At 71.2% G+C, this 16,546-nt stretch carries 15 protein-coding genes and 1 tRNA gene; all 16 read left to right on the forward strand.

Translation table 11 applies throughout. The features are described from left to right. Positions 1-39 precede the first annotated feature (39 nt). The 16 genes from ACYVKX_RS10210 (at position 40) to ACYVKX_RS10285 (ending at position 16,546) form a co-directional block, all read left to right on the forward strand. Complete coding sequence (locus ACYVKX_RS10210; protein WP_460831576.1) at positions 40-318, forward strand: type II toxin-antitoxin system RelE/ParE family toxin; 279 nt, start codon at positions 40-42, stop codon at positions 316-318. After that, a complete protein-coding gene (locus ACYVKX_RS10215) occupies positions 318-629 on the forward strand; it encodes a HigA family addiction module antitoxin (RefSeq protein ID WP_460831578.1) in 312 nt (103 codons plus the stop codon). Before ACYVKX_RS10210 ends, ACYVKX_RS10215 begins: the two co-directional genes overlap by 1 nt. A 136-nt stretch (positions 630-765) precedes the next feature. Then, positions 766-844: transfer RNA gene (locus tag ACYVKX_RS10220), tRNA-Gln, on the forward strand. A 1-nt stretch (position 845) separates the two neighbouring features. Next, complete coding sequence (gene glmU, locus ACYVKX_RS10225; protein WP_460831580.1) at positions 846-2,321, forward strand: bifunctional UDP-N-acetylglucosamine diphosphorylase/glucosamine-1-phosphate N-acetyltransferase GlmU; 1,476 nt, start codon at positions 846-848, stop codon at positions 2,319-2,321. A gap of 34 nt (positions 2,322-2,355) precedes the next feature. Further along, entirely contained in the window at positions 2,356-3,336 is a 981-nt protein-coding gene (locus ACYVKX_RS10230) for a ribose-phosphate diphosphokinase (protein WP_460831582.1), read from the forward strand. A gap of 182 nt (positions 3,337-3,518) precedes the next feature. Continuing rightward, positions 3,519-4,193, forward strand: coding sequence for a 50S ribosomal protein L25/general stress protein Ctc (locus ACYVKX_RS10235; protein ID WP_460831584.1), 675 nt, complete (start codon positions 3,519-3,521; stop codon positions 4,191-4,193). Between the two features lie 53 nt (positions 4,194-4,246). After that, positions 4,247-4,843 carry an aminoacyl-tRNA hydrolase gene (gene pth / locus ACYVKX_RS10240; protein WP_460831586.1) on the forward strand — a complete coding sequence of 199 codons (597 nt, stop codon included), beginning with the start codon at positions 4,247-4,249 and terminating at the stop codon, positions 4,841-4,843. 10 nt (positions 4,844-4,853) lie between these two features. After that, on the forward strand, positions 4,854-5,636 hold the full coding sequence (locus ACYVKX_RS10245; RefSeq protein ID WP_460831588.1) for a 3'(2'),5'-bisphosphate nucleotidase CysQ: 783 nt from the start codon (positions 4,854-4,856) through the stop codon (positions 5,634-5,636). Positions 5,637-5,668: 32 nt separating this feature from the next. Continuing rightward, positions 5,669-6,337, forward strand: a complete 669-nt coding sequence (locus ACYVKX_RS10250; protein ID WP_460831590.1) for a VOC family protein — start codon at positions 5,669-5,671, stop codon at positions 6,335-6,337. Continuing rightward, positions 6,285-7,067 carry a DUF3800 domain-containing protein gene (locus ACYVKX_RS10255; protein ID WP_460831594.1) on the forward strand — a complete coding sequence of 261 codons (783 nt, stop codon included), beginning with the start codon at positions 6,285-6,287 and terminating at the stop codon, positions 7,065-7,067. The genes ACYVKX_RS10250 and ACYVKX_RS10255 overlap by 53 nt, the downstream gene beginning before the upstream one ends. Before the next feature lie 597 nt (positions 7,068-7,664). Further along, entirely contained in the window at positions 7,665-8,678 is a 1,014-nt protein-coding gene (pstC, locus tag ACYVKX_RS10260; protein WP_460831596.1) for a phosphate ABC transporter permease subunit PstC, read from the forward strand. Continuing rightward, positions 8,678-9,844, forward strand: a complete 1,167-nt coding sequence (pstA, locus tag ACYVKX_RS10265) for a phosphate ABC transporter permease PstA (protein WP_460831598.1) — start codon at positions 8,678-8,680, stop codon at positions 9,842-9,844. Before pstC ends, pstA begins: the two co-directional genes overlap by 1 nt. Beyond that, the gene (locus ACYVKX_RS10270) at positions 9,841-11,472 is read left to right on the forward strand and encodes a substrate-binding domain-containing protein (RefSeq protein WP_460831600.1); all 1,632 of its coding nucleotides are present in this window, start codon (positions 9,841-9,843) and stop codon (positions 11,470-11,472) included. The genes pstA and ACYVKX_RS10270 overlap by 4 nt, the downstream gene beginning before the upstream one ends. Next, positions 11,469-14,018: a hypothetical protein gene (locus ACYVKX_RS10275; RefSeq protein WP_460831602.1), complete on the forward strand. Its 2,550-nt coding sequence runs from the start codon at positions 11,469-11,471 to the stop codon at positions 14,016-14,018. Before ACYVKX_RS10270 ends, ACYVKX_RS10275 begins: the two co-directional genes overlap by 4 nt. Then, positions 14,015-14,956, forward strand: a complete 942-nt coding sequence (locus ACYVKX_RS10280; protein ID WP_460831604.1) for a class E sortase — start codon at positions 14,015-14,017, stop codon at positions 14,954-14,956. The genes ACYVKX_RS10275 and ACYVKX_RS10280 overlap by 4 nt, the downstream gene beginning before the upstream one ends. Positions 14,957-15,013: 57 nt before the next feature. Then, on the forward strand, positions 15,014-16,546 hold the full coding sequence (locus ACYVKX_RS10285) for an Ig-like domain repeat protein (protein WP_460831606.1): 1,533 nt from the start codon (positions 15,014-15,016) through the stop codon (positions 16,544-16,546).

Raw genomic sequence — 16,546 nt, forward strand, 5'->3', positions numbered from 1 at the left:
CATGTCGTTGCGTGTTGCGCATCATGCTACACTACGGGAGTGATCAGGTCCTGCAAGCACAAGGGCTTGCGCGATCTGTTCGAGAAGGGCTCGGTCAAGGGCGTGCAGCCGGCGCATGCAAGGCGATTGCGCCTCCAGCTCGCGGCTCTGCATACGGCGCAGACGATCGATGACATGGATGTGCCCGGCTATCGGCTCCACCAACTCAAGGGGCCGGACCGGGGGCGGTGGTCGATCACCGTCAACGGCAACTGGAGAGTGACGCTCGAGTTCCGCGATGGGGACGCCTACGTCTTGAACTATGAGGACTACCACTGATGGCTACGACCACGCCGACGACGATGTACGACCCGCCCCGCCCCGGCGAGTTCATCGCCGAGACCTACCTCGAGCCCTTCAATCTCAGTGCTCGTGTCCTTGCCGGGAAGCTCGAGGTCTCTGCTTCGACCCTGACGCGGGTGCTCAACGGGTCGAGCCGCATCACGCCCGAGATGGCGCTCCGGCTCTCGCGCGTGCTCGGCCGTTCGGCTGAGAGTTGGCTGGCGATGCAGGATGCGCGTGACCTCTGGGAGGCTCGTTCGAAGCTCGACGTCGAGCGGCTGACACCGGTTGACTTCGCGGCCGTCTGAGCGCGGCTGCTGGCAGCGAGGCGCCGCCTGACGTCATCCGGACGGTGGAAGGGGACACACTGTCCGGATGACGTCTGCCGGGCCGAGATGCCGCCCCGCCGGGCGGGCCTTAGCCTGGGTGCAGCAATCAGAGCAATCCCCGGTTGGTCTGCCGGCAGGGCCCGCCTGACTTTGAATCAGGACTAGCGACGTAGGTTCGACTCCTACCCGGGGAGCGTGAGCCAGCTGACCGTCGTCGTCCTGGCCGCCGGTGGCGGCACCCGGATGAGGTCCAAGACCATGAAGGTGCTGCACCCGATCGCGGGGCGCACCATGATCGGCCACGTCCTGGCCGCCGCGCGGGCGGTCGAGCCGGCGCGGATCGTGGCGGTGGTCGGGCACCAGCGCGAGCAGGTCGGTTCGCACATCCTCGAGCTGGTGCCGGACGCCGTACTGGCGGTGCAGGAGGAGCAGCTCGGCACCGGCCATGCGGTCCGGATGGCGGTCGAGGCGGCGGCCGAGAGCGGGCAGGGCATCGATGGCACCGTCTTGGTGGCGTACGGCGACACGCCCCTGTTGCGCGGGGAGTCGCTGCGCGACTTCGCGGCCGAGCACGAGGCGGCGCAGCGGGCGGTCAGCGTCCTCAGTGGTGTCGTCGCCGACCCGTTCGGCTACGGCCGGGTGCTGCGCAACGACGAGGGCGACGTCGAGGCGATCGTCGAGGAGAAGGACGCGACCCCCCAGCAGCGCGAGGTCTGCGAGATCAACTCGGGGATCCTCGCCTTCGACGCCGAGTTCCTGCTCTCGGCGCTGCCGCGGATCGGCAACGACAACGCCAAGGGCGAGTACTACCTGACCGACGCGATCGGCCTGGCCCGTGAGGACGGCCTGACCGTCGGGGCCTACCCGATCGACGACGTGATGCAGACCGAGGGCGTCAACGACCGCGCGCAGTTGGCGCGGTTGGGCGCGGAGATGAACCGCCGCATCGTCGACGGCTGGATGCGCGCGGGCGTCACCGTGATGGACCCCGCCACCACCTGGATCGACGCCGACGTGGCGCTCGCGCCCGACGTGACGATCCTGCCCGGCGTGCAACTGCTCGGCGCGACCGCCGTCGGCGAGGACGCGGTGGTCGGCCCGGACTGCACCCTCAAGGACTGCGAGGTCGGCAGCGGCGCCCGCGTCGTACGCACCCACGGCGAGCTCGCCGTGATCGGCGCCGGCGCGAGCGTCGGCCCGTTCTCCTACCTGCGGCCGGGCACCGCGCTCGGCGCGGGCGGCAAGATCGGCGGCTTCGTCGAGACCAAGAACGCGCAGATCGGCGAGGGCGCCAAGGTCCCGCACCTCTCGTACGTCGGGGACGCCGAGATCGGCGAGGGCACCAACATCGGCGCCGGCACGATCTTCGCCAACTACGACGGCGTGCAGAAGAACCGCACGAAGGTCGGCCGGCACGCCACGACGGCGTCGAACAACACGTTCGTCGCGCCGGTCGAGATCGGTGACGGCGCCGCGACCGGCGCTGGCACCGTCGTACGCCGCGACGTGCCGCCCGGGGCCCTCGCGGTGTCCGGCGGACCCCAGCGGAACCTGGCGGAGTGGGCGCTGCGGAAGCGCGCCGGGACGGCCCAGGCGGAGGCGGCCGAGGCGGCCCTGGAGGACCGGTCGGGCGACCGACGGGAGGGTGAACGGGACGTGGCAGAATCCTGATCGACGGCCTCCGGCGATCGAGGGAGCGGCAACCGTGACCGGATACAAGAAGACCACCGAGAAGAACCTGATGGTCTTCAGCGGTCGGGCCCACCCCGATCTCGCCGAGGAGGTCGTGGCGCTGCTGGGCACCGACCTGGTCCCGCAGTCGGCCTACGAGTTCGCGAACTCCGAGATCTACGTGCGCTACGAGGAGTCGGTCCGCGGGTGCGACGCCTTCGTGATCCAGAGCCACACGGCGCCGATCAACGAGTGGATCATGGAGCACCTGATCATGGTCGACGCCCTCAAGCGCGCGTCGGCCAAGCGGATCACGGTCGTGATGCCGTTCTACGGCTATGCCCGCCAGGACAAGAAGCACAAGGGCCGCGAGCCGATCTCGGCGCGGCTGATGGCCGACCTGTTCAAGACCGCGGGCGCCGACCGGCTGATCACCGTCGACCTGCACGCCGACCAGATCCAGGGCTTCTTCGACGGCCCCGTCGACCACCTGATGGCGCTGCCGATCCTTGCGGCGCATGTGAAGGAGAGGTACGGCGACCAGCCGCTCGCGGTCGTCTCGCCCGACGCCGGCCGGATCAAGGTCGCCGAGCGCTGGTCGTCGCGCCTCGGCGGCGCGCCGCTGGCGTTCATCCACAAGACCCGCCGCGTGGACCGGCCCAACGAGATCGTCGCGAACCGGGTCGTCGGCGACGTCACCGACCGGATGTGCGTGCTGGTCGACGACATGATCGACACCGGCGGCACCATCGTGAAGGCCGCCGAGGCCCTGATGGCCGACGGCGCCGCGGGCGTGGTCATCGCCGCGACCCACGCGATCCTCTCCGACCCGGCCGTGGACCGGCTCAAGAACTCGCCGGCCGCCGAGGTCGTCGTCACCAACACCCTGCCGCTCAGCGCCGACCGCGAGTTCGACAAGCTCACCTGCCTCTCGATCGCGCCGCTGGTGTCGCGCGCGATCCGCGAGGTCTTCGAGGACGGCTCGGTCACCTCGATGTTCGACGGCAACACCTGACGATTGGCCCTCTCGGCGTACCGCCGCTAGGCTGGCGCGGTTGCCTCGGCGAGGGAGCTCCCCGGAGTCTCTGGGTGCTCCGTGATCGACAGGGCTGGCTGATCGTTCCGATCGAGCCGAGCCGTCGTGCCGAGGCCCGCAGACGAAGAGCAGCAGCCAGTACGCACCGAGGAGCAGTCCGCATGTCCGAGAAGATCAAGGCCGAGGCCCGCACCGAGTTCGGCAAGGGTGCGGCCCGCCGGATCCGCCGCGAGGACAAGGTTCCCGCCGTCATCTACGGCCACGGGAACGACCCGATCCACGTCACGCTGCCGGGCCACGCCACCATGATGGCGCTCAAGCACGGCGGCGCGAATGCGCTGCTCGAGCTCGAGATCGAGGGCAAGTCCCAGCTCGCCCTGACCAAGCAGGTCCAGGTCGACCCGATCAGGCGGCACCTCGAGCACGTCGACTTCGTGGCGGTGAGGCGCGGCGAGAAGGTCACCGTCGACGTGCCGGTCCACCTGGTCGGCGAGGCCGCCAAGGAGACCCTGGTCGTCACCGAGAACGCCACCATCCAGATCGAGGCCGAGGCGACGCACATCCCCGAGTACGTCGAGGTCGACATCGCGGGCGCCGAGGTCGGCACCCAGATCCACGCCTCCGACCTCACGCTCCCGTCCGGCAGCACCCTGCTGACCGACGGCGAGACCCTGGTCGTCAACGTGACCCAGCAGGTCTCCGCCGAGGCCCTCGAGGCCGAGCTCGAGGCCGCCGAGGCCGAGGCCGGCATCGAGAAGGACGAGGCCGACAAGGACGTCGACGAGGTCGGCGCCGAGGACGCTCCCGCCGAGGGCGAGGCCACGTCGCAGGAGTGATCCTCCGCGCTCGGTGGTCGAGCCGGTCGAGACTCAGGAAGGGCCCGGATCCGATGGCCGACTCCACGCCGGTGTGGCTGGTGGTCGGGCTCGGCAATCCGGGCCCGACCTACGCCGGCCACCGGCACAACGTGGGCTACCTCGTCGTCGACGAGCTCGCCCGGCGGATGGGCGCGCCGTTCCGCGCACACAAGTCCGGCCGGGCCGAGGTCGTCGAGGGCCGGCTCGGGGCCCCCGGTACGCCGGGGCCGCGGGTCGTGCTGATGAAGGCGCGCTGCTACATGAACGAGTCGGGCGGGCCGGTCAAGCAGCTCGCGTCGTTCTACAGGGTGCCGCCGGCGCGGGTCGTCGCGATCCACGACGAGCTGGACATCCCGTTCGACACGATGCGGGTCAAGCTCGGCGGCGGCGACAACGGCCACAACGGCCTGCGCTCGATGCGCTCCTCGCTCGGCACCGGCGACTTCCACCGCGTCCGGGTCGGCATCGGCCGGCCGCCCGGCCGCCAGGACGTCGCCGACTTCGTGCTGTCCACCTACTCCTCGGCCGAGCGGAAGATCCTGCCGTTCTGTGTCGACCGGGCCGCCGACGCTGTCGAGTCGCTGGTGAGCGACGGCCTCGAACGGACCCAGCAGAGCTACAACTCGTAAGGTGTCCGCCGTGACCTTCGATCCCGGAACCCCGCCCGCAGCCGCCGCCTCCGACGACCACGTGCTTGCCACCTGGCTCGCCACCGTCGCGGGGGAGCGCCTGCTCGAGGTCCGGGGCGAGGGCCTCGAGGGCCGCGAGCTCAAGGACGCCGGCGACCGGGCCGCGCACGAGCTGCTGATGGACCTGCTCGCCCAGCACCGACCCGAGGACGGCGTGCTGTCGGAGGAGGGGAAGGACGACAAGGCCCGCCTCGACAACAGCCGGGTCTGGATCGTCGACCCGCTCGACGGCACCCGCGAGTTCTCCGAGGTGCCCCGCGACGACTGGGCCGTGCACGTCGCGCTCTGGCAGGACGGCGACCTGGTCGCCGGTGCCGTCGCCCAGCCCGCGCTCGGGGAGACGTTCAACACGGGCCGGCCGCCCGTCGTACCGCCCTCGACGTCGGAGCGTCCGCGGATCGCGGTGTCGCGCAGCCGCCCGCCGGCGTTCGTGCACGCGCTCGCCGAGGAGCTCGACGCCGAGCTGGTGCCGATGGGGTCGGCCGGCGTGAAGGTCATCTCGGTGGCCCGCGACGTCACCGACGCCTACGTGCACGCGGGCGGTCAGTACGAGTGGGACTCGGCCGCGCCGGTCGCGGTCGCCCGGGCGGCGGGGCTCTTCACCTCGCGCGTCGACGGCACGCCGCTGCGCTATAACCAGGACGACGTCTACCTCCCGGACCTCATCGTCTGCCGCCCCGAGCTGGCCGAGCGGATCGTCGCGTTCGTCAAGCGGCACGACCTCACCGGTTGAGGCCGGCGGCGTACGCCGGGAGGATGGGCGCCATGACCGCGTTCGTCTCGCACACGACCATCGACTGTCGCAACGCCTACGAGCTCTCCGAGTGGTGGAAGCCGGTGCTCGGCTACGTCGACATCGAGGGCGACCCGAACGAGTCCGGGCACGAGGAGTGCATGATCCGCGACCCCGAGACCGGCCACCAACTGCTCTTCATCGAGGTGCCCGACGACAAGGTCGTCAAGAACCGCGCGCACCTCGACCTGCGCCCGCGGACGGCGTCGCGCGACGAGGAGTTGGCGACGCTGCTGGCCCAGGGTGCCACCGTGGTCACCGACCACCGCGGCATCCACGGTCCGGGGTCGGGCTGGGTGACCCTCGCCGACCCGGATGCTGCCGGACCAATAGAGGGACCCACGACGGGATGGGTGTGCTTGCCGATCCCGAGGGAAACGAATTCTGTCTGCTCCGGAGCCTGGCCGAGGTGGGGGCCGCCCAGGGCATCCCGCAGACGTCCTGAGCCCGAAGCTGCCGGACCCGCACCCGTGGGCCGGTCCATCCGTCCATCGTGGGGGTCCGACCTAGCAGCGGATGCTTCTGTGGACAACCGGGTTCCACGAGCTGGGCCATGCCCTACGGTCGGCACGTGCCGGAGGCCTGCCGATGACGATCTCGATCCCGGACCTCCTGGCAACCAATGTGGCACCCCGGGCTGAGTTCGCCTACATCGACGACAGCGGCGACCCCGGGTGGAAGTCCGGTGCCACCAAGACGTTCGGCCTCGGGTGCGTCCTGGTGCCCGTAGACCACTGGTCCTCCCGGCTGGACCTGATGGTGGAGATGCGGCGAGAACTCAAGCGGCTCTACGGTCTGCGCCTGCGGGATGAGGTGAAGGGCGAATGGCTGTGCAACATCAAGAAGCACTTCCTCGACCTGGGCCTGGGCGACGGTCAGTTGAGGGACATCTACCAACGCCACCTGCGGGTTGCCCCGCTGGTGGCCTCCGGGGCGTTCTCGGTGGTCATGCACAAGGGGCGCATCCGCAAGACCGACACCGACCTGGAGTACTGGTGCTGGGAGTACCTCCTCCAACGCCTGCGACTGCGGACCATCGAGACCGGCGCGCCGATCATCCTGGTCCACGACAACGGCAGCGCGAACCTGCGGATCAGGGCGCACGTCCGCCGGTACCGCAAGATCGGCTGGGTCCAGGACCGCACCACTGCGGCCCCGATGCTGATCGAGGACCCGGTTCCCAGAGACTCTCAGCACAGCTACTTCGTGCAGCTGGCCGACCTCGCGGCGTACGCCGCCACCCGGGCGGTGCTGCCTCCGCTGGGGAAGCGGGCACGCATCTGCAATGACCGCATGTGGAACGAACTCGGCACGTGCCGGGTCCAGGCGGTGTCGGATCGCCGCGACGGCATCGTCGTCTGGCCCGCCTGACAAGAAGGGAGGCCCCCTACGCGGGGGCCTCCTTGACCGCGAACTCGGTGGCCCGCATGCGCGGGTCGAGCTCACGTGACAAACGTAGCGGGTGGGTGTCCATGTGGACAACGGAACACGCGGAGGCGCCGTCACGTCCTGTCGCCCCTGTTCGGGTGTGGCCCTGGCGTGTGCGGTGCGGGGCCTGGACCCGCACCCATGCCTGCCGCCTGAGGACAAGGCGCGCTGGCGCCTGTCTCGAAACCACCGCCACGACGGGCCGCGGTGGTTTCGAGACGGTTGCTGCGCAACCTCCTCGACCACCGGGGGTGTTGCTGCGCAACCTCCTCGACCACCGTGCACACCGCCGGGCCACCGCTGCGCGAACGACAGTTGAACGGCGGTCGAGCACGCTCCCGTGGCCCGTTCGGGCCATGGGCGACGGACGGGCATGACCCGTTCGGACTACGTGGAACCTCGGCGGCGTACTTGTTGGGCAAAGGGGGCCGCGCTGTTCGTCCGGCGTTCACCGTGGGCGGGCCAAACGTTCCGGTGACCTCCTGACACTGCTGGCGATTCAGCAGCCCGCTCCACGGAGCGACCGCCAGGAAGCAGCGCGTGACCACCCTCCCCGTCCCAGACGACGGCACCACCGACGTCCGGCCCCGCATGATCTCCCGCACGGCGACGGGGGCGGATGCGGTCTTCGTGCACGCGAGCCGGATGGTCGGCGCGACCGTGCTGGTCATCACCGGCGGGGTGGGCATCTTCCTGGGCTGGCAGGCGTTCCCGACGCTGCGCTACTACGGCCTCGGCTTCTTCACCGAGGCGTCCTGGCAGCCCGAGGCCGACGTGCTCGGCATCGTCGCGGTGCTCACCGGCACCGTGTGCGTGGCCCTGGTCGCGATGACGATCGCGTTCCCGCTGGCGCTGGCGACCGCGCTCTACATCAGCGAGTACGCCCCGGCCTCGATCCGGAGCCTGCTGGTCTCACTGGTCGACCTGATGGCCGCGGTGCCGTCGATCATCTGGGGTCTCTGGGGCTACTTCCTGGTGATGCCGTACGCCGCCGATCTCGCGGTGTGGCTGGACCGGAACCTCGGCTGGGTCCCCTTCTTCGACGTGACCAACGCCGACCCGAACGCGGCGGTCCCGGACGTCTCCCGCTACAGCTTCAGCATGTTCGCCGCCGGCATCGCGGTGGCGATGATGGTGCTGCCGATGTCCTGCGCGGTGATGCGCCAGGTGTTCTCGCAGACGCCGCCGGGGGAGAAGGAGGCCGCGCTCGCGCTCGGCGCCACCCGCTGGGGCATGGTCCGCTCGGTCGTGCTGCCCTTCGGCCGCGGCGGCATCATCGGCGGCACCATGCTCGGGATGGGCCGCGCGCTCGGCGAGACCATCGCGGTGCTGCTGATCCTCTCGCCGTCCTTCGAGGTCAAGGGCCGGGTGCTCGAGATCGGCGGCAACACCGTCTCCGCGCTGATCGCCGGCCGCTTCGGCGACGCCAGCAAGAGCCAGCTCTCGGCGCTGCTCGCCGCCGGCTTCGTGCTGTTCCTCATCACCCTCGTCGTCAACACGATCGCCGCCGTGATCGTCAACCGAAGCCGCTCGGGCGCCGGGACGGACGCCTGATGACACTCACGCCCGAGGCCGGCAGCAAGATCGTCGGCGAGACGTTCCTGCCGACGTACGACGAGGACGCGCCGCCGCCGGTGCCGCGGCCCTCGCTCGGGCGGCCGACGCTCGACGAGCGGTTCCTGCAGATCGGCACCTGGGCCTCGGCGCTCGGCCTCGCCTGGCTGATCACCCAGCGGCTGCTGCCGCTGCCCGGTCTGCCGTGGCTGCTGGTCGTGTGGTTCGTCTGCGTGCTGCTGGTGACCACGGTGACGTCCGGGCTGTCCGGCGGCTGGGTCGAGGTCCGCGACCGGGTCGCCGCGAACGTCATCACCGTCGGCGCCCTGGTCGTCGGCGCGGTCCTGGTCAGCGCGGTCGTCTTCGTGGTGCTGCGCGGCTGGCGGCCGCTGATGCACGTCAACTTCTTCGTCGACGACATGGCGGGCGTCGGGCCCAAGGACCCCTTCGACCTGGGCGGCGTCGCCCACGCGGTGCTCGGCTCGCTGATCCAGGTGGGCATCGCGATCGCGATCACGCTGCCGCTCGGCATCGGCACCGCGGTCTTCATGAGCGAGGTCGGCGGCCGGTTCTCCCGCATCGTGCGCACCGTCGTCGAGGCGATGACCGCCCTGCCCTCGATCGTGGCCGGCCTGTTCATCTACACGGTCTTCATCGTCGCGCTCGGCTTCCCGCGCTCCGGGCTGGCCGCCGCGCTCGCCATCGGCGTGATGATGCTGCCGATCATCGCGCGCGCCGCGGACGTGGTGCTGCGCGTCGTACCCGACGGCCTGCGCGAGGCGAGTCTCGCGCTCGGCGCCAGCCGCTGGAAGACGGTGTGGCACGTCGTGCTCCCGACCGCGCGGCCCGGCCTCGCGACCGCCTGCATCCTCGGGATCGCCCGCGGCATCGGCGAGACCAGCCCGGTGCTGCTGACCTCCGGCAACGCCCAGTTCTTCGTGACCAACCCGACCGACGGCGTCATGAACTCGCTGCCGCTGTTCATCTACTCCACGGTCCGCTCGGGCGAGCCGAACGCGATCGCGCGGGCGTTCGCCGCCGCCACCGTGCTGCTCGCCGTCGTGCTCGTCCTCTTCGTGGTCGCCCGTCTGGTCGCGCGGCCGAAGCGGGCCAGGGCCAAGCGGTCGCGGCGCCCCCGCCCCGTCGTCGTCCAGGAGACCCCGTGACCCGCCTCGCCCGCGCCGCCCTCGCCTTCGTGCTGGCGCTCGCCTGCGTCGCCTCGCTGCCCGGGACCGCGACCGCGGCCGCCTATGCGCAGATCGAGGGCACCGGCTCGACCTGGTCGGAGCTGATCGTCCAGCAGTGGATCGCCGACGTCGACGCCAACGGCATGAAGGTCGTCTACACCGGCGGCGGCTCGACCAAGGGCCGCAAGGACTTCGCGCAGGACAGCACCGACTTCGCGATCTCCGAGATCCCCTATCAGGGCACCGACGAGCGCGGCCAGGCCGACACCAGCAACGGCCGCGAGTACGCCTACCTGCCGATCGTGGCCGGCGGCACGGCGTTCACCTACCAGCTCAAGGTCGGGGGCGAGCTGGTCCGCAACCTGCGGCTCTCCGGCGAGACGATCGCGAAGATCTTCACCAACCAGATCACCGACTGGAATGACCCCGCGATCACCAAGGACAACAACGGTCGCAAGTTCCCCTCGCTGCCGATCACCCCGGTGGTGCGCTCCGACGGATCGGGTACGACCGCGCAGTTCACGACCTGGATGGACGACCAGTACCCGAGCATCTGGCGGCCGTACTTCGGCCAGTCCGGGCTGACGTCGTACTACCCGAAGAAGTCCGGCTCCCGGATGGTCAGCCAGGCCGGCTCGGACCAGGTGATGAACACGATCAAGGGGTTCGCCGGCAACGGGACCATCGGGTACGTCGAGTACTCCTACCCGGTCAACGCCGACTTCCCCGTGGTCAAGGTGCTCAACAAGGCCGGCTACTTCGTCGAGCCGACGCAGTACAACACCGCGGTCGCGCTGACCAAGGCGCGGATCAACATGAACCGGAGCAGCCAGCTCTACCTGACCCAGATCCTCGACGGCGTCTTCACCAACCCGGACCCGCGGGCGTACCCGATCTCGTCGTACTCCTACATGATCATCCCGACCGGCAAGGACGACCCGCGGATGACGACCGCGAAGCGGCAGACGCTCGCGGACTTCATGTACTACTCGCTCTGCGCGGGCCAGACCAAGGCCGGGCCCTACGGCTACTCGCCGCTGCCGCTGAACCTGGTGCAGGCCGGGTTCGACCAGATCGCCAAGCTGAAGAAGGCCGACTCCGGGGTCGACCTCACCGACCGCGACGTGCGCTCGTGCAACAACCCGACCTTCGACGGCAAGAACCTCAGCCGCAACGTGCTCGCGGACATCGCGCCGCAGCCGGCGGCCTGCGACAAGGTCGGCGCCGGCCCGTGCGGCACTGCCACCGGCACCAACCAGCCCAGCACCGACGGAGGCGGCACCGGCGGTGGCGGGAGCGACGGCACCGGCGGCGGTGGCGCTGGTGGCAACGGAGGGAACGGCGGTGGCGGCGGGCCTGGCGACGCGCCGGCCGCGATCGATCCGGAGACCGGCGCGGTCGTCGGCGACACCGGGGGTACGACGGGCGAGGCGGTCTACGCCAACCCGACCGAGCTGGTCGCCCAGCGCAGCGTGGACCGGACCGCGTTCGGGTGGCTGGCCGCGCTGGAGCTGCTGGCGCTGGTGCTGCTGCCCGGCTTCGTGATGGTCGCCCTGCGGCGCCGGCGGGTCTCGACCGGCTCGACCACCGGAAGGGGCCGGCCGTGAGGCGGCTGCTGGTCCTCGCCCTCCTCGCGGTCGGGCTGAGCGTGCCCGCGAGCGTGGCGGCCGCGCCGGCGACGACGAAGGCGAAGGCCGAGGGATGGAGCGAGACCAAGACGCTGACCCGGCAGTTCGTGAACGCCGACGGGTCGACGTACTCCTTCCCGAGCTACCGGGTCACGGTCTCGGCCGACCAGACCACGAACCTGCGTGGCCGGCAGCGGATCCTGATCAGCTGGAAGGGCGCGCAGCCCAGCGGCGGCCGGGCCAGCAACCCGTTCGGCGAGAACGGGCTCAACCAGGAGTACCCGGTCGTCATCATGCAGTGCCGCGGCACCGACGACCCGTCGCTGCCGCGGGCCAGGCAGGTGCGGCCCGAGACCTGCTGGACGGCGTCGGTCGCGCAGCGCTCGCAGATCACCCGCTCCGAGTCCGAGGCGGCCTGGCTGGAGGACCTCGACGCGAGCCCGGAGCAGAAGGTCCGGGTCTCGGGCATGGACCCGTTCCCGGGCACCGACGTCTGCCCGACCGCGGACATCGCGCCGTACGCCACGAAGCTGACGCCGTTCGAGGCCGCGAACAAGAAGGTGTACGCCGCGTGCGACGCCCAGAACATGCCGCCGGAGGCCGCCGTGGGCGCGGCCTTCCCGCCCGCCGAGATCGCGGCGTTCACCGACCTCGACGGCCGCGGCGAGGTGCAGTTCGAGGTGCGCAGCGACCTGGAGAACGAGTCGCTCGGCTGCAACGACAAGGTCGCCTGCTCGATCGTCGTCATCCCGATCGTCGGCCTCTCCTGCGACCAGCCCTCCTCGCCGATGATCCGCTCGGAGCAGGCCTGCCGCAAGGGCGGCCGGTTCGCGCCCGGCTCGAGCAACTTCGCCAACGAGGGCGTCGACCAGGCGGTGTCACCGGCGCTGTGGTGGTCGCCGTCGAACTGGAGGAACCGCTTCTCGATCCCGATCACCTTCGGCCTGCCGCCGGACACCTGCGACGTCCTCGACCCGCGGGCGCCGACCGGCTTCTACGGCTCCGAGCTGCTCGCCCAGGCGGCGCTGCAGTGGGCGCCGGCGTACTGCCTGAACAAGGACCGGTTCAAGTTCCAGCTCAACCAGATGTCCGACGAGGCCGGCTGGAACAACATGGAGGCCGGCATCGGCGTCGCCGCCGAGGTGTCCGCCGCGCGCGAGCAGCGGGGACCGAACCCGATCGGCTACGCGCCGACCGCGGTCACCGGATTCACCGTCGGCTTCCAGGTCGACCGGCCGGACAACGCCGGCGAGCTCACCGAGCTGAAGTTGAACGCCCGGCTGCTGGCCAAGCTGCTCACCCAGTCCTACCTGGGCTCCGACCTCGGCCGCGGGCACCCCGGCATCGGGGGCAACCCCCTGGCGATCATGAACGACCCCGAGTTCGTCAAGCTGAACCCGGGCCTCAGCCAGATCAGCCAGGAGGTCGGCGCGACCGTGCTGTCGCTGGCGAACCAGTCCGACGTGATCGAGCAGCTCACCGCCTACATCGCGCAGGACCGGGCCGCGATGGACTTCGTCCGCGGGAAGAAGGACCCGTGGGGGATGGTCGTCAACCCGAAGTACCGGGGCATCGACCTGCCGCGCGCGGACTGGCCGCTGCTGGACACCTACGTCCCGCAGACCGAGTCGGACTGCCGGCAGAAGAACCCGGGGGTCTACTTCTCCCAGATCGCCTCGCCGGTCACGACCATGCGCAAGATCGCCGAGGCGCTGCTCGACTCCTGGCCGAACGTCCAGACCCGCTGCGACTTCGACCCGGCGACCGGCGACTACAAGCTCGGGCGGATCGACCGGCAGTCCTTCGGCAGCCGGTTCATGCTCGGCATCGTCAGCCTCGGCGACGCCGCGCGCTACGGCCTGCGCGCGGCCGCGCTCGAGACCAAGCCCGGGCGGTACGTCGCGCCGACCGATCGCTCCCTGGCGGCCGCGGTCGGCCTGATGCGGCGCGAGCGGGCGCACCGGCCGTTCGCCCTCGACCAGGGCGACGTGCGCCGGGCCGGCAACGCCTACCCGGGCACGATGGTCGTCTACACCGCGGCCCGGCTGCAGAACCTGGCGAAGGAGGACGCGGCCAAGGTCGCCCAGTTCATCCGGATCTCGACCACCGAGGGCCAGCGCCCCGGCAGCGGCAACGGGCAGCTCCCGGCGGGCTACCTGCCGATCCGCAAGTCCGGGGCGACCGCGAAGCTCTTCGACGCCGCCCAGGAGACCGCGGCCGCCATCGAGGCGCAGCGCGAGCCGAAGCCGCCGACGGAGCCCGGCGGCCCGGGCGGCGGGGGCGATGGCACCGACGGCGGCGGCCCGCCTCCCGGCGTACCCGGCGGCGGCAAGCCCCCGAAGGACGGCGGGCCCTCGACCGCGCCGACCCCGCCGGCCGAGCCGGTCGCGATGCCGGCCACGCAGGCGGTCAGTTCGAGCCTGGCCGGCGGCCTGCTGCCGCTGCTGATCCTGCTCGGCGCGATCGGCTGCCTGGTCACCCTCGCCCTCCGCCTCGCCGGCCCGGTCGTCCGGAGGCGCCGATGACCGCCGTGCTGCCCGCCGTGGACCCCGCGCCCGTGCCCGAGCCGAAGAAGCGGAGGCAGCGGCGGCCGAAGCCGCCCCCGCCGCCCCCGGGCAAGTCCGACAACGCCGCGGCGGTGCTGTCCTCGGCGTTCACGATGGTCGCGATCGTCAGCCTCTGGATGGCCGCGCAGCTGCTCTTCCTCGGCTCGATCGAGCAGAGCCGCGCGCAGGACCTGCTCTACCAGGAGCTGCGGTACACGCTCGCCGGCCCGCCGGACAAGGCGCCGCCGCTCGGGCCGGTGGTGCCGGTCGGCGACCCGGTCGCGCTGCTCACCATCCCCGGCATCGACCTCGAGCAGGTGGTGGTCGAGGGCACGGCGTCCGGCGACCTGCTCGCCGGGCCCGGCCACCGGCGCGACACCCCGCTCCCCGGCCAGCAGGGCACGTCGGTCGTCTACGGCCGCGCGGCGACGTACGGCGGCCCGTTCGCGCGGATCACCGAGCTCCGGCCCGGCGACGAGATCGAGGTCGTCGGCGCCCAGGGAGGCAAGACCTTCACCGTCTCCGCGGTACGCCGCGCCGGCGACCCCCTCCCGCAGCCGGTCGCCGCGGGCGCCGCCCGGCTGACCCTGGTCACCGCCGAGGGCAGCGGCCGGCTCGGCGCGCTCACCCCCGACTCGGTCGTCTACGTCGACGCCGACGCGAAGAAGGGGTTCCCCGCTCCACCCGGCCGCCCGGCCGCGGTGCCCGATTCGGAGAAGGCCATGGCCGCGGACGGGGGCGCACTGCCGCTCCTCGCCCTCTGCCTGGCGCTGCTCCTGGCCACGACGCTCGGGGTCGTGGCTGCCCGTCAGCGATGGTCGGCAGTGCTCGTGTGGGTGGTCGCGGCCCCCCTCGTGATCGCACTGTCCTGGGTTGCCACGGACGTGGTGATGCGCCTGCTGCCCAACCTGATCTGACCGCTCGTCAGCAGTTCCAGTCGAAACAGCAGTACCCACACAGGAAGCGAAACCAGGATGTTTCTACGCAAGACGATCGCGAGCGTCGCGGCGGCCACACTGGTCGGCGGCGCCGTCGCCCTCACCGCCGCACCGGCGTTCGCGGAGTACGTTCCCCAGCCCGACGACACGACGTTCGCCCCGACCACCGCAGACCTGATCGGGGTCGGCTCGGACACCAGCCAGCGCGCGATCAAGCTGTTCGCGGACGCCTGGAACAACAGCGGCCAGGCGCCCGTCCGGATCGCGACGTTCGCCGCGTTCGGCGGCGGCGACATCCCGCTGCCCAGCGGGGTCATCCCGCGCCCGAACGGCTCCGGCCAGGGCAAGGGCCGCCTCTACGGCGACAACAACAACACCGACGTCGACTTCGCCCGCTCCTCCTCCGGGCCCAGCACCGCCGAGGTCCAGGCGGGCCTGCAGTTCTTCCCGTTCGCCCTCGACACGCTGGTGCTGGCCGTCTCCAACAACGTCCCCTCGAACGCGCCGACCAGCCTCACGCCGGCGCAGATCGTCGGCATCTACTCCGGCGAGATCACCAACTGGTCCGAGGTCGGCGGCCAGGCCGGCGTGATCGCGCCGAAGATTCCGCAGTCCGGATCCGGCACCCGCGGCTTCTTCACCGACCAGCTCAAGGCGATGAACGGCGGCGTCGCGGTCTCCCTCGGCGCCAACGTCGCCGAGGTGCAGGAGCACGACGACACCGACATCAAGGGCAACCCGAACGCGATCGCGCCGTTCTCGAAGGGTCGCGCCGGGCTCCTCGGCACCACGCTGCGGATCGAGCAGGGCTTCTCCGCCGACCGCGCGCTGTACAACGTCGTCCGGGGCGCCTCGCTGTCCGACCCGCTGATCCAGGCGGCGTTCGGCGAGGACGGCGCGCTGTGCTCGACCGAGGTGCGGCCGCTGATCGAGCAGGCCGGGTTCGAGCAGCTCGCCACCCCGGCGAACGGCGGCGTCTGCGGTGCGGCGACCCAGACCGCGACCACGAACTTCAAGGTCAACCAGCTGGTCGCGACCACCACCGCCCTCCAGGCGAGCAGCCCGAGGGGCAACGCGGTCACCCTGGTCGCGACCGTGTCCGGCTCGAGCGCCCCGCAGGGCTCGGTCGACTTCTTCGAGGGGGACCGGCAGGTCGCCAGCAACGTGCCGCTGGTCTCCGGCCGGGCCACCGCCAACGTCAGGGGCGTGGCCGTGGGCGAGCGCACCTACACCGCGGTGTTCGAGCCGGCCGAGGGCTTCGAGGGCTCGCAGGCCGAGGCGACCGTCGTCGTCAAGGCCGCCTCGAGGATCACCGAGACGTTCCCGGCCTCGGTGGCCAAGGGCGCCAAGGCCAAGGGCCTGGTCAAGGTGACCGCGACCGGCGCGAGCGCCACCGGCAAGGTGTCGATCCGGAAGGGCGCCAAGGTCCTCAAGACCGCGACCCTGAAGAACGGCAGCGCGAAGTTCACGCTCAAGCTGGCCAAGGGCCTCAACCGGCTCAAGGCCGTCTACGTCGGCAACGCGACCGTCGCCGGCGGCACCAAGTCCTTCACGATCCGGCGCAAGTGA

This window comes from Nocardioides hungaricus (assembly GCF_054782915.1).

What these genes read in the sequence shown, in the direction of transcription:
- ACYVKX_RS10215 (WP_460831578.1), top strand. Translation starts at nt 318, where the DNA reads ATGGCTACGACCACGCCGACGACGATGTACGACCCGCCCCGCCCCGGC.
- ACYVKX_RS10235 (WP_460831584.1), top strand. Translation starts at nt 3,519, where the DNA reads ATGTCCGAGAAGATCAAGGCCGAGGCCCGCACCGAGTTCGGCAAGGGT.
- pth (WP_460831586.1), top strand. Translation starts at nt 4,247, where the DNA reads ATGGCCGACTCCACGCCGGTGTGGCTGGTGGTCGGGCTCGGCAATCCG.
- ACYVKX_RS10250 (WP_460831590.1), top strand. Translation starts at nt 5,669, where the DNA reads ATGACCGCGTTCGTCTCGCACACGACCATCGACTGTCGCAACGCCTAC.
- ACYVKX_RS10255 (WP_460831594.1), top strand. Translation starts at nt 6,285, where the DNA reads ATGACGATCTCGATCCCGGACCTCCTGGCAACCAATGTGGCACCCCGG.
- pstA (WP_460831598.1), top strand. Translation starts at nt 8,678, where the DNA reads ATGACACTCACGCCCGAGGCCGGCAGCAAGATCGTCGGCGAGACGTTC.
- ACYVKX_RS10280 (WP_460831604.1), top strand. Translation starts at nt 14,015, where the DNA reads ATGACCGCCGTGCTGCCCGCCGTGGACCCCGCGCCCGTGCCCGAGCCG.
- ACYVKX_RS10285 (WP_460831606.1), top strand. Translation starts at nt 15,014, where the DNA reads ATGTTTCTACGCAAGACGATCGCGAGCGTCGCGGCGGCCACACTGGTC.